Origin of the sequence: Actinomadura verrucosospora, from assembly GCF_039540335.1 — a bacterium.
Taxonomy (GTDB): Bacteria; Actinomycetota; Actinomycetes; order Streptosporangiales; family Streptosporangiaceae; genus Spirillospora; species Spirillospora verrucosospora.
Genome location: NZ_BAABEV010000017.1, coordinates 14,940 through 27,270, shown reverse-complemented (window position 1 = coordinate 27,270; position 12,331 = coordinate 14,940). Strand labels below are relative to the sequence as shown.

Annotated in this window: 11 protein-coding genes; 8 read left to right on the top strand and 3 right to left on the bottom strand. The window is 74.3% G+C overall.

What is annotated here, in order from left to right:
• Positions 1–181: 181 nt before the first annotated feature.
• Positions 182–742, top strand: a complete 561-nt coding sequence (locus tag ABD944_RS19655; RefSeq protein ID WP_345178515.1) for a PH domain-containing protein — start codon at positions 182–184, stop codon at positions 740–742.
• Positions 739–2,181 (top strand): PH domain-containing protein, encoded by a 1,443-nt coding sequence (locus ABD944_RS19650; RefSeq protein ID WP_345178514.1) that lies wholly within the window; start codon positions 739–741, stop codon positions 2,179–2,181. The genes ABD944_RS19655 and ABD944_RS19650 overlap by 4 nt, the downstream gene beginning before the upstream one ends.
• On the opposite strand, the gene sepH is transcribed toward ABD944_RS19650, so the two are convergent.
• Positions 2,153–3,916, bottom strand: a complete 1,764-nt coding sequence (gene sepH, locus ABD944_RS19645; RefSeq protein ID WP_345178513.1) for a septation protein SepH — start codon at positions 3,914–3,916, stop codon at positions 2,153–2,155. The two genes, ABD944_RS19650 and sepH, sit on opposite strands and share 29 nt — an antisense overlap.
• 443 nt (positions 3,917–4,359) lie before the next feature.
• On the opposite strand from sepH, the gene ABD944_RS19640 reads away from it, so the two are divergent.
• Positions 4,360–5,274, top strand: coding sequence for a hypothetical protein (locus tag ABD944_RS19640; protein WP_345178511.1), 915 nt, complete (start codon positions 4,360–4,362; stop codon positions 5,272–5,274).
• Between the two features lie 31 nt (positions 5,275–5,305).
• On the opposite strand, the gene ABD944_RS19635 is transcribed toward ABD944_RS19640, so the two are convergent.
• Positions 5,306–6,616, bottom strand: a complete 1,311-nt coding sequence (locus ABD944_RS19635) for a D-arabinono-1,4-lactone oxidase (protein ID WP_345178509.1) — start codon at positions 6,614–6,616, stop codon at positions 5,306–5,308.
• A gap of 142 nt (positions 6,617–6,758) precedes the next feature.
• Here ABD944_RS19635 and ABD944_RS19630 point away from each other — a divergent pair, with 142 nt between their 5' ends.
• From ABD944_RS19630 to ABD944_RS19620, 3 genes are read left to right on the top strand one after another with little or no spacing between them, the layout of a single operon-like run.
• A complete protein-coding gene (locus tag ABD944_RS19630; protein WP_345178507.1) occupies positions 6,759–8,030 on the top strand; it encodes a lytic transglycosylase domain-containing protein in 1,272 nt (423 codons plus the stop codon).
• A gap of 45 nt (positions 8,031–8,075) precedes the next feature.
• Positions 8,076–8,984 (top strand): ferrochelatase, encoded by a 909-nt coding sequence (locus ABD944_RS19625; protein ID WP_345178505.1) that lies wholly within the window; start codon positions 8,076–8,078, stop codon positions 8,982–8,984.
• Positions 8,981–9,790: an inositol monophosphatase family protein gene (locus ABD944_RS19620; protein WP_345178504.1), complete on the top strand. Its 810-nt coding sequence runs from the start codon at positions 8,981–8,983 to the stop codon at positions 9,788–9,790. The genes ABD944_RS19625 and ABD944_RS19620 overlap by 4 nt, the downstream gene beginning before the upstream one ends.
• Positions 9,791–9,904: 114 nt before the next feature.
• On the opposite strand, the gene ABD944_RS19615 is transcribed toward ABD944_RS19620, so the two are convergent.
• Positions 9,905–10,081: a hypothetical protein gene (locus ABD944_RS19615; RefSeq protein WP_345178501.1), complete on the bottom strand. Its 177-nt coding sequence runs from the start codon at positions 10,079–10,081 to the stop codon at positions 9,905–9,907.
• 235 nt (positions 10,082–10,316) lie between these two features.
• Between ABD944_RS19615 and ABD944_RS19610 the strand changes: the two genes are divergently transcribed.
• Complete coding sequence (locus ABD944_RS19610; RefSeq protein ID WP_345178499.1) at positions 10,317–10,970, top strand: response regulator transcription factor; 654 nt, start codon at positions 10,317–10,319, stop codon at positions 10,968–10,970.
• Positions 10,967–12,325 carry a sensor histidine kinase gene (locus ABD944_RS19605; RefSeq protein ID WP_345178498.1) on the top strand — a complete coding sequence of 453 codons (1,359 nt, stop codon included), beginning with the start codon at positions 10,967–10,969 and terminating at the stop codon, positions 12,323–12,325. Before ABD944_RS19610 ends, ABD944_RS19605 begins: the two co-directional genes overlap by 4 nt.
• The last annotated feature ends 6 nt before the right edge of the window (positions 12,326–12,331 follow it).

Genomic DNA, 12,331 nt, shown 5'->3' with positions numbered 1-12,331 from the left:
GCCGCCCAGGCGACGCCCCGCGGCGGCGTGAACCACGTCACAACGTGGCACGCGCCACCGACAATCTCGCACGCGCCACTGACAGAAACGACGGCGCGCCCGCGATCGTGCCGCCGGTTCCTCGGCGTTTCCGGTCGCGCGGGGCGGCGGGAAGGCGCGTCCGGCGCTCTAGACTCGCCGTGTGACGTCGGTGCGGCCTGGTCGCCGGAGGGACGGCGGGGGGCCGCGCCCGCCGCGTCTGAGGCCGCCCGAACACCGGGTCTCGCCCCGCGCGATCGCGCACTGGGCCATCGAGTACCTGCTGCTGTGGGGCCTGGCGTTCGGCCTCGCCCTCGGCGTGGCCGCCTGGATCGGCGACGCGGGCTGGGACGCGCTGCCCGCCTGGCTGACCGGCCGGATCGGCTGGCTCCCCTCCATCGTCGGCGCCGCCGGGCTGCTGGTGGTCACGGTCGCGCCCGTGTGGCGGTACCGCGTCCACCGCTGGGAGGTGAGCTCCGACGTCGTCTACACGCGGACGGGCTGGTTCAGCCGCGAATGGCTGCTGGTTCCCGTCGGGCGCATCCAGACCGTCGACAGCAAGCAGGGGCTGATCGAGCGGATGCTCGGCCTCGCCACCATCGAGGTCAACACCGCCTCCCACACCGGCTCCTCGGAGGTCGCGGGCCTGCCCGTGGCCGTGGCGACGCGCCTCGCCGAAGACCTCGCGCACCGCGCGCACGACCTCCGCGACGACGCCACGTGACCGCACGCCTGCATCCGCTCACCTTCGTGGTCGGCGCCGTCCGCGAGCTCCTGGCGCTCCTCGCCGCCGGCGCGACGGGCCTGCTCGTGGGCGGGCTGTCCACCGCGTTCTACTTCACGCTCGTGGGGCTGGCCTTCGGGCTGGTCTTCCACGTCGCGAACTGGGCGACGTTCACCTACGTGCTGCACGAGGACCGCATCGAGTTCCGGCGCGCGCTCGTCGGCCGGTCGGTCAAGAGCATCCCGCGCGACCGGATCCGGGGCGTGGACATCACCGCGTCCCTCCCGCACCGGCTGCTCGGGCTGGCGGTCGTGAGCATCGACGCCGGCGCGGACGGCGGCGAGGGGGAGCTGAACGCGGTCTCGCTCGGCGAGGCCGAACGGCTGCGCGGCGTCCTGCTCGCCCGGGACGCCCCGGTCCCGCCGCGCCGCACCCTCGGCCGCATGCGGCGCCGCTGGTACCTGTACGCCCCGCTCAGCGGCGCCTACCTGCTGACGCCGTTCGCGCTGGCGGGCAGCCTCCTCGGCACCGTCTACAACCTCGGCGACGACCTCGGTCTGATCACGCGGGAGCGCGTGGAGACGCTCGGCCACGACGTGGTGGGGCTGCCGACCGCCGTGGTGCTGGCGCTGGTCATCCTCACGCTGATCGCCATGCCCGTCATGTCGGTGATCGTCTTCACCCTCTTCAACTGGGACTTCACCGTTCACGAGCGGGACGGGTCCGTCGTCGCCGAGCGGGGGCTCGTCACCCGCCGCAGCGTGTCCCTCGAACGCCGCCGGCTGCGGGGCGTCGAGCTCGCCGACAACCCGTTCGAGCGCGCGGCGGGCGTGACGCGCCTCGGCGCCCTCATCACCGGGCTGGGGGACGCAGCCCAGCGGGGGCGGCTGCTGCCCGCCGCGCCCCGGGCGGCCGCCGAGGCCCTCGCCGCGCGGGTCGTCGGGAACCTCCCCGGGCCGCTGACCGCGCACCCGCCGGCCGCGCGGGGCCGCCGCGTCGTCCGCGCGGTGGCGCCCTCGCTGGGCGTCGCCGTCCTGGCCGTCCTCGCGGGGCAGCCGTGGGTCGCGTACGCGTGCGCCGCGACCGCCGTCCTGGCGGTGCCGCTGGGGCTGGACCGCTACCGCCAGCTGGGCCACGCCACCGACGGGGAGCGCCTCACCGTGCGGTCGGGCTCCCTGCGCCGCCGCCAGGTCGTCGTCGAGCACTCGGCCGTGATCGGCTGGCGGGTCCGCCAGACGCTCTTCCAACGCAGGCTGGGCCTCGCCACCCTCTTCGCGGCCGTGGGCGCGGGCGACGGGGGCTGCTCGGCGACGGACATGTCCGAGGAGGGCGCCGTGGCCCTCGCCGCCGCCATCACCCCGGCGTGGCTGACCCCGTTCCTGGACGGGCCGCCCGGTGCGGGCGCGGAGACTATTCCGGCCGGCGGGCACCGAACATGATCTCGTCCCAGGACGGGACGGAGGCGCGCTTGCCCTTGGCCTTGCGGCGCCGGGCCGGACGCTGCGTGCCCGCGGGCTCCCCGGCCGCAGCGGCGGCGGCGGGCGATCCGGTGACCGGCTTGTCCTGAGCGGCGGCGGGCATGGTGGGCCGCGCCGCCGGCTTCTTCTTGGCCGGCGGCCGCGCGGGCTGCCGCGGCGGAGCCACGGGCGTGCTCTCCGCGGCGGGCTCGCGGGCCGGAGCGGGCCTGCGGACGGGTTCGGCCTCCCGCTCCTCCTCGGGAACGCGCGTCGCGTCGTCCTCCACCCGCGGCCGGGCGGCGGCCGGCGCCTCGGCGGGCTCGGCCGGTTCCTCCGGCTCGGCCGAAGGGGCGGGCTCGGGAGCCTCCACCGCCTCCGGCGCCGCGCCGGCCGCTTCCCGCACCTGCTCTGCCTCGTGCGCTTCGCCGGCCTCGGGTTCGTCGCGGCTTTCGCCCGCCTGCTCCCGGAGGGCCGGCTCGGCCGATCCGGCCGGTTCGGCGGACGCGTGCTCCTCTTCACGGACCTCTTCGAGGTCGTCGGCGTCGATCGCCTCGATCTCCTCGGGAACCCGGGCCTCGTCCTCCGGCTCCTCGGCGGCCTCGGCGGGGCGCGCTTCCTCCGCGGCGGTCTCGTCGGCGGTGCTCTCGGCCGCCGCCTCGCCCGGCTCGGCGGTCTCGGCCGCGGTCTCGTCGTCCGCACCGGGGGACTCGGCCGGTTCGGCCGACCCGAGCGCGGCGGCGACGCCGTGCGGCTCCTCGCTCTGGACGGCCGTGACGGGCTCGTCGGCGGGCGTCTCGGCGGAGGGCGCCTCCGTGGCCGCCTCCTCGGCGGGCGGGGCCGGAGAGGGCGGCTCAGGGGCGTGCGCGGCAGGACGCGGCGGGGCGGCCTCGCGCAGGGAGGGCGGCTCGGTCGCCTCACGGAAGGCGGGCCGGGGGTCGACCATGCGGCGGCGCTCGACGATGTCGGCGCGGGGCTCGGCGGCGGGCAGCGGCTCGGGCGCCGGCTGCTCGGGCTCGGCGGGCAGGCCGCGCGCGGGCAGCCCGCGGCCGGGCGGGGCGTCGCGGTCGCTGGAGACGACCTTCATCGCGGGACGGCGCGGCACGAGCGGCGTGACGGTGTCGGAGAGCGCGTCGTCGTCGTCCCACTCGACGGAGGTCAGCCGGGCGGCGACCTCGTCCAGCGGGGAGACGTGCCGGCGGCGCGGGTCGAACGTCCACTCGGCGGCGTGCGGGCGGCCGCCCTCGAAGAAGGACAGCCGGACGCGCCAGGTGTTGTCCTCGCACTTCCAGGAGTCCCACTCGACCTCTTCCAGGTCGACGCCGCCGCGGCCGAGGCGCTCCTCGACGGTCTCGCCGAGCGGCGGGCCCGGGGTCGACTCGCCGGGGCGGCGGACGGCGACGCGCTGCGCCTGCTGGGCCATGTATTCGCGTTCCTGCAGGACCGGACCCTCGAACCAGCGGACCCGTTCGACCGGGATGCCCGCCGACTCGGCGATCTCCTCCGCGGTCTCCCCGGACCGGATGCGGGTCTGGATCTCCTTGGGGCGCAAGGGACTCTCCACTTCGATCTCGAACTGGCCGAGGCGGGAGAAGTGCCCACGGACCGCGGCGCGGAGCCGGTCGTCGACGGGCAGGGTGAACCGGGTGCCTCGGCCCGCGGTGGCCAGGACGAGGTACGTACCGTCCTCGCTGACCGCGACGAGGCGCAGCTCCTGCATGCGTGTCCTTCCTGCCCTGTCCAGACGGCACGGAGGACGCCGGACCGCGCGACCGTGCTCTCACCGGTCGGCCGTCCGATGCCCACCGAGGGCGCATGCGTGCCCTTCCCCCGGGTTCCCGAGTCTCTCTTTCGGACACACCTGCTGCCAGCACCGTACCCGGCATGTCCGAACATCGCCGCTCTCGAAGCCCTCTTCACGAGGTCGAAGAGGGCACCTGACCAAGCTTGCCGGTGCCGCGACCGGCGGGGGGCCGCTCTGCTCGATTCTTGTCCATCCTTTTCCACACCGTTCCTGACGAGGCCGTGAACGCCCCGCCAGTTCGACGTTGCGAGCGTCACGTCGTGGGCAGGAACACCCGCGTCCTTCCGATCAGTTCAATCTCGGGGTGTCCGTGGCGACAGACAGGGGTGAGACAGGCGATGCCGCGCAAGCTGCCGGACGTGAGCACGACGCAGCTGATCGCGAGTGCGGTGGCGACGGCGGTCGCCGCCCTGGGCGCGTCCTTCCTGGGCGTGTACGGGACGATCATCGGCGCGGCCCTGATGAGCGTGATCTCCACGGCGGGGTCGGCGGTCGGCAAGCACTACCTCGACCAGGGCCGTGAGCAGATCAAGGAGCTGACGCACCTGCAGTCGGCGGTCCGGCGGCGGGAGATGGCCGAGGGCGCGGCCGGCGAGGCGAGGAGCGCCGTCCCCACCCGGACCGCGGTGTGGTCGGGCGATCCCGGCGCCACGCGCCTGGACCCCGTGTTCGGCGGGGGAGACCCGAACGCCACGCGGCTCGACCCCGGCGGCGACCCGAACGCCACGCGCCTGGACCCCGCGCAGACGGTCGCCGCCGCGTTCGCCGAGGAGGCCGGCGAGGACGCGGTCCGGCAGGTCGTCCGCCGCTCGGCGTGGCAGAGCACGGTGGAGTGGGCCAAGGCGCACTGGGTGAAGCTGGTGGTCTCCTCGGCGGCGGTGTTCGCGGTCGTCATCGGCGGGATCACGATCTACGAGGCGGGCACCGGCCGGCCCGTGGGCGGTGCCGGCGGCAAGGGCCTGACCGTCACGAAGGTCCTCGACGGCGGGGGCAGCGCGAAGCCGGCCGACACGCCTTCGCAGGACCCCTCCGGAGGCGCCACGGACAAGCCGACCTCCACGCCGAGCGGCACTCCGACGAGTGAGGCGCCCACCGGGGGACCGGGCTCGACGGCGCCGCAGCCGTCGTCGGAGCCGACCGAGCGGCCGACGCAGGAGCCCACGACCGTGCCGCCGACGACGGCGCCGACGACGCCGGAGGCGCCCGCGACCACCGGAGGCCCGCAGGACGGCGGCCAGGGCGTCCCCGACCCGCGCTCCACGCCGGGCGGCTGAGCCCGGCGGCCGCCGGGAAGGCCGGGTGCGGCTAGTCGCCGAAGACCTGCCTCGTGTAGGGGTTCGCGAAGCGGCGGTCCGGGTCCAGCTCGTCCCGCAGGGCGCGGAAGTCGCCGAACCGGGGGTACGCCTTCTCCAGGTAGGCGGCGCCGCGGGTGTGGAGCTTGCCCCAGTGGGGACGGCCGTCGAACCCGGTCAGAAGGTCCTCGACGCCGCCGAAGTAGTCCTCGTGCGGGTCGCGGTGGTAGACGTGCACCGCGATGAACGCGCTCTGGCGGCCGTGCGCCATCGACAGCCAGGCGTCCTCGGGGGGAAGCAGCCGGACCTCGATGGGGAAGCTGATCCGCCAGTCCCGCTTGGCGAACAGGGTGCGGAGGTCGCGCAGCGCGGGGACGAGCGCCTCGCGCGGGATCGCGTACTCCTGCTCCTTGAAGCGGACCGTGCGCGGGCTGGTGAAGACCTTGTACGAGGTGTCGCTGTAGGTGCGGGCCCCCAGCGCCTTGGCGGAGATGCCGTTGACGAAGGGCGTCGCGGCGGGGGCCCGGTGGGTGACCCTGTTGACGGCGCCGAAGACCGTGTTCGACAGGAACCGGTCGTCCAGCCAGTGCCTGACCTTCGACAGCGGCTCGGCCGGACCCTCGACCCGGTTGTTGCGCTTGGTCAGGCAGCCTTCGGTGTGCGGGAACCAGTAGAACTCGAAGTGCTCGTTGGCGGCGTCGAACTCGTCCACGCGCGCGAGGACCTCGTCCCACTTCATCGGGGCCTCCTGCGCGCGCAGCAGGAACGCCGGGACGGTCCGCCAGGTGATGGCGGTGACGACGCCGAGAGCGCCGAGCCCGGCGAGGGCCGCGGCGAACAGGTCGGGGCGCTCCTCGCGCGAGCAGTTCGCCACGGTGCCGTCGGCGAGGACGAGTTCCAGGGCGGCGACCTGGGAGGCGAGGCCGGCGGCGTCGCGCCCGGTTCCGTGCGTCGCGGTCTGCAGCGCGCCCGCGACGGTCTGCTCCTGGATGTCGCCCATGTTGGCCAGCGCGAGGCCGTGCTCCTCCAGAACGCGGTTGAGCGCGTGGAGCGGCAGGCCGGCCTCGACGGTGACGAGCCCCGTGGCGGTGTCGACGGAGCGGACCGCGGTGAGCGCGGTGGGACGGAGCAGGACCCCCTCGGCGACGGCGGCGCCGGTGAAGGAGTGCCCTGTGCCGGTCATGCGGACCGTGAGGCCGTCGGCGGCGGCCGACCGGACCGCGGCGGCCACCTCGTCGGCGCTGCGCGGTGCGGCGACGCGATGCGGTGTGGCCTGCTGGTTTCCCGCCCAGTTCCGCCACGTCTGCTTGGTCGCTGGGGACATGCCGTGACTCTACTCACGAATCGATCGTGAGGAAAGTTCACATTTTTGGACGGCCCGAGCGGGGGCACAGAGTCGTCGATACCGTACGATCCGGTAACCACGGCAGGCTAACCGTCCGTAGCGAGACTCGTGGGGAAATGTTGTGGCTCCTCCTTCAGCTCCGCGCACCGGCGCGATCGGCGGTGGTGAGGCGCCCGCCGCCCGTCCGCACCGGCCCCGGCCCGAGAAGAACCAGCCCGAGAAGAAGAAGCGGGATCCGCGGCGCCCGGACGCGGGGCTGCGGCGGGGCGGCCGTGCGCTGCCCCTCCTCATCGGCGGTATCGCGGTCCTGGCCGTCGCCAGCACCTCCGGCGGCGTCTACGCGGCGCTGACCACCGAGAAGGCGGATCCGGCCGGGGCCGAGTCGCCGCAGGAGGCGGCGCCGCCGAGCGTGCGTCCCGGCGACCCGGTCAACGTGGCCACCGGCGGCCAGGTAGCGCCGCTGCGCCGCGTCGTGCCGCCCGACGTGCTCGCCGTCGGGACCGCCTCGATCCCCGCCGCCAAGATCAATCGGATCGCGAGGCTCGGCAGGGTCGGGGACGTGGCGGCCGTCGCGGGCGGCGCCGTCCAGCTCCAGGGCCGCCAGGTGAACGCGCTCGCCGTGGACCCGTCGGCGTTCCGCTCCTGGACGCCGCCCGCGACGGCGAAGAAGACCGACCTGTGGGCCGCCCTGGCCGGTGACCAGTTCGTGGTGTCGCCGGCCGCCGCCCAGCAGCTCCAGCTCAACCGCGGCTACCAGTACCCCGTGGTGGCGCGGACGATGCCGAAGCTCACCATGGGCGGTTCCGGTCCGCTCGGCCTGCCCGGCATCGACATGCTCGTCAGCAGGAAGTCCGGGCAGGAGATGGGCCTCGTCCCCAACGTGGCGGTCCTCGTCAACGCGCCCGGGGTGGACCCCGCCAAGGTCGTCAAGGCCGTCGGCAAGGTCCTCGGCCCCGGCACGAGCGTGCTGAACCTGCACGAGAGCAAGTACCAGGCACCGGCGGACGGCGGCCGTTCGGGCGGTTACCTGGACCTCTACAAGCAGGCGGCCAGGAGCTGCCGCGGCCTGTCCTGGACGGTTCTCGCCGCGATCGGCCAGGTCGAGAGCGACCACGGGCGCAACGCGGGCCGCTCCAGCGCGGGCGCGCTCGGCCCGATGCAGTTCCTGCCCTCGACGTGGAAGGCGTACGGGGTGGACGGCGACGGCGACGGCAAGGCCGACATCATGAACCCCTACGACGCCATCCCGGGGGCGGCCAAGTACCTGTGCGCGAACGGGGCGGGCCAGGGCGGGCGGCAGCTCTACCGGGCGGTCTGGCAGTACAACCACGCCGACTGGTACGTCCAGAAGGTCCTCAACCTGGCGAGGGCGTACTCGGCGCGCTACGAGTGAGCACCCCTGACGGGGAATCGGCCCGACGGCTGATTGGATGGACGCATGACGTCGTATGACGCGTTGCTTCTGCTGTCCTTCGGAGGGCCGGAAGGGCCCGAAGAGGTGATCCCGTTTCTGGAGAACGTCACCAGGGGGCGCAACATCCCCAAGGAGCGCCTGGAGGAGGTGGGGGAGCACTACTTCCTGTTCGGCGGTGTCAGTCCGATCAACCGGCAGTGCCGGGAGCTCAAGGCCGCGATCGAGGCCGACTTCGCCGCCAACGGCGTCGACCTGCCCGTGTACTGGGGCAACCGGAACTGGACCCCCTACCTCGCCGACACCGTCCGGCAGATGGAGGAGGACGGGATCCGGCGCGCCGCCGCGTTCGTCACGTCCGCCTACAGCGGCTACTCGACGAACGACCAGTACCTTGAGGACATCGCCCGCGCCCGCGCGGAGGTGCCGGGCGCCCCCGAGATCGACAAGCTCCCCGTCTACGCGGACCGCCCCGGTTTCCTCGAACCGTTCGTGGACGCGACGAAGGACGCGCTGGGCCGCCTGCCCGAGGGCGCGCGGCTGGTGTTCACCGCCCACAGCGTGCCGCTGTCCCAGCCCAACCGGGAGCTGTACACCGCGGAGCTGCACGCCGCCGCGCAGGCTGTCGCGGGGCAGGCGGCCCCCGAGGCGCCGTGGGACCTCGTGTACCAGAGCCGGAGCGGGCCGCCGAGCCAGCCGTGGCTGGAGCCGCAGATCACCGACCACCTGGAGGAGCTGCACGGCCGGGGCGTCCGCGCCGTGGCGGTCGTGCCGATCGGGTTCGTCTCCGACCACATGGAGGTCAAGTACGACCTCGACGTCGAGGCCGCCGACCGCGCCGCGGAGCTCGGGCTCGCGTTCGAGCGCGCCGCCACGCCCGGGAGCGACCCGCGCTTCGCCGCGCTGCCCCGCCACCTCCTGGAAGGGGTCTCATGAGCCTGGCCGAGGAACTGCTGGACCTGGCCGCGGCGACCGCCCGCGAGGCCGGCCGGATGCTGGTCGACAAGCGGCCGGCGGGCGGCCCGGACGTCGTCCAGACCAAGTCGTCCCCGACCGACGTCGTCACCCAGATGGACCGCGCCGCCGAACGCCTGATCATCGAGCGGATCAGGGCGGTGCGCCCCGGCGACGGCTTCCTCGGCGAGGAGGGCGGCTCGCAGGCCGGCGGGAGCGGCGTGCGGTGGGTGGTCGACCCGATCGACGGGACCGTCAACTACCTCTACGACCTGCCGGACTGGGCGGTCAGCATCGCCGCCGAGGTGGACGGCGAGGCCGTCGCCGGCGTGGTGGAGATCCCGCGCCGGGAGGAGACCTACACGGCCGTGCGCGGCGGCGGGGCCCTCCAGCACACCGCGGCGGGCACGCGCGAGCTGCGCGTGAACGCCCACGTCCCGCTGGGCCGGGCGCTGGTGTCCACCGGGTTCGGCTACGAGGCGGGACGGCGGGCGCGGCAGGCGGAGGTCCTCACCGGCGTGCTGCCGAACATCCGCGACATCCGCCGGGGCGGGTCGTGCTGCGTGGACCTGTGCTCCCTGGCGGCGGGGCGGGCGGACGCCTACTACGAGCGCGGCGTGCAGGCGTGGGACATCGCCGCGGGCGGGCTGATCGTCCGGGAGGCGGGCGGGCGCGTCGAGGGGCTGCACGGGGCGGCCCCCGGCCCGGAGCTGACCATCGCCGCCGGCCCGGGCACGTTCGAGGCCCTGCACGATCTGCTGGCCCCGCTCGACCCGGCCAGGGACTGACGCGAGCGGGCCTCACCGGCAACGACACCGGCAACGGCAACGGCAACGACAACGGGGAGCTCGGGACCGGGTCCCGGGCTCCCCGTCACGGACAGCGCCTTGCGACGGCGGGGGTCAGTCGCAGCGGGGCGGTTCGACGCCGATGTCGTTGTTCGCTGCGATCCGGCGCAGGTCTTCGATCTCCTCCCGGCGGATGTCCGCCAGGTAGGCGTCCCCAGCCTGGTGGGCGCTCCGCAGCGACGCGTACGCGTCGTCGAGCCGCTGCTGGATCATGCGTGTCAACTCGCCCATGGGCCTCCTCCCGGATCGTGCCCATGCCTACCCAGGCCTAGGCTGAAGGTAAACCTGTCTTGCGATGCAATTTTCGCGGATCCTTGCGTCCGCGAGATCACCATCTGGCGTACCAGGAGAGGAACAGCTGCTTACGGGCGTCTTACGGCCTCCATGGCATATGTGAGGCGGGCATGTGTGATGCGCCATGTTCCGGGCGCGGGGCCGGCCGCGCCCCGACGAGGAGGGGGACCCTTTGCGTGTTCTAGTCGTCGAGGACGAGCGCGTGCTCGCCGACGCGATCGCCACCGGCCTGCGCAGGGAGACGCTGGCGGTGGACGTGGCCTACGACGGCGCGGGCGCGCTGGAGCGGGCCGGCGTCAACGAGTACGACGTGATCGTGCTGGACCGGGACCTGCCCAAGGTGCACGGCGACGACGTCTGCAAGCAGCTCGTCTCGCAGCGCTACCCCGCGCGGATCATCATGCTGACGGCGGCGGGGGAGCTGGACGACCGGGTCGAGGGCCTGTCCATCGGCGCCGACGACTACCTGGCCAAGCCGTTCGCGTTCGCCGAGCTGATCGCCCGGGTGCGGGCCCTCGGCCGGCGCGCCGCCGCGCCGCTGCCGCCCGTCCTGGAGCGCGCCGGGATCACCCTCGACCCGGCCCGCCGCGAGGTCGCCCGCGACGGCCGCCCGGTGGAGCTGACCCGCAAGGAGTTCGCGGTGCTGGAGGTGCTGCTCAGCGCCGACGGCGCCGTCGTCAGCTCCGAGCACCTGCTGGAGAAGGCGTGGGACGAGCACATCGACCCGTTCACCAACGTGGTCCGGGTCACGATGATGACGCTCCGCAAGAAGCTCGGCGACCCCCCGGTGATCGAGACCGTGCCCGGAGTGGGATACCGCCTGTGACCGAGGAGACCGCACCCCAGGACCGCCCGGACGGGCCGGACGGCCAGGCCGCCGGCCCGGACCGGGAGAGCGGCGCGCAGGCCGCCCGGCCGGCCGCGCCTCCCGGCGATTCCGGCGACGCCGGAGCCCGGCGCGGCGGGCGGTGGCGCCGCCCCGGCCCGCAGCAGGTCCCCCAGCCGCACCCGGCCGCGAAGGGCATGTGGCGCGGCGAGGGCGGCGGGGCGTTCGCCCCGATGACGGTGATGCCGGGCCGGATGAGCGTGCGGCTGCGCCTCACCCTGCTGTACGGGCTGCTGTTCTTCATGGCGGGCGCGCTGCTGCTGTTCGTGATGTCGGTCCTGATGGCCAACATCCTCGGCAACGTCAAGGTGATCGGCTTCGGCATCTCCGACGCGGAGGCGGCCGAGCTGCAGCGCCAGTTCGTCGAGCAGACGATGCGCCAGCTCGTCGGGCGGTCGCTGCTCGCGCTCGGCGGGGTCGGCGTCATCACGCTGGTGCTCGGCTGGTTCGTCGCCGACCGGGCCCTCAGCCCCCTGCAGCGGGTCACCACCACCGCGCGCCGGCTCTCGGAGAGCACGCTGCACGAGCGGATCGCGCTGGAGGGCCCGGACGACGAGATCAAGGAGCTGGCCGACACGTTCGACGCGATGCTGGAGCGGCTCGGGCAGGCGTTCGACACCCAGCGGCGGTTCGTCGCGAACGCCTCGCACGAGCTGCGCACCCCGCTCGCGATCAACCGGACGCTGCTGGAGGTGGCGCTCGGCGACCCGGAGGTCTCCGACGACCTGCGCGCCGTCGGCCGGACGCTGCTGGCGACCAACGCCCGGCACGAGCGGCTCATCGAGGGGCTGCTGCTGCTCGCCCGCAGCGAGCGGGAGCTGACCGCCCGCACGCCGGTCGACCTGGCGGAGGTGGCGGCGACGGTGCTGGAGCAGTCGGCCCGCCGCGAGCACGACAACGACGTCGCCGTCCATCCCGAGCTGACGCCCGGGACGGCGCTCGGCGACCCGGTGCTGCTGGAGCACCTGGTGTCCAACCTCGTCGAGAACGCGATCAAGCACAACGTCGAGGACGGCGGCGAGCTGTGGATCCGCACCGGCATGCTGGAGGGCTACGCCACCGTCCAGGTCGAGAACACCGGGCCCGTCGTGCCCGCCTACGAGGTGGAGCGGCTGTTCGAGCCGTTCCGGCGGCTGAACGCCGACCGCGTCGAGTCCGCCAAGGGCGCGGGGCTCGGCCTGTCGATCGTCCGCTCGGTGGTGCTGGCGCACCGCGGCGCCGTCTACGCGGTGCCGCGGCCGGGCGGCGGGCTGATCGTCACCGTCCGCCTCCCCCCGGGCCAGCCGGCCGCGTGAGCCGCG

Coding starts and splice junctions, on each gene's coding strand:
- sepH (WP_345178513.1), bottom strand. CDS start 3,916: ATGCAGGAGCTGCGCCTCGTCGCGGTCAGCGAGGACGGTACGTACCTC.
- ABD944_RS19620 (WP_345178504.1), top strand. CDS start 8,981: ATGAGCCTGGCCGAGGAACTGCTGGACCTGGCCGCGGCGACCGCCCGC.
- ABD944_RS19635 (WP_345178509.1), bottom strand. CDS start 6,616: ATGTCCCCAGCGACCAAGCAGACGTGGCGGAACTGGGCGGGAAACCAG.
- ABD944_RS19615 (WP_345178501.1), bottom strand. CDS start 10,081: ATGGGCGAGTTGACACGCATGATCCAGCAGCGGCTCGACGACGCGTAC.
- ABD944_RS19625 (WP_345178505.1), top strand. CDS start 8,076: ATGACGTCGTATGACGCGTTGCTTCTGCTGTCCTTCGGAGGGCCGGAA.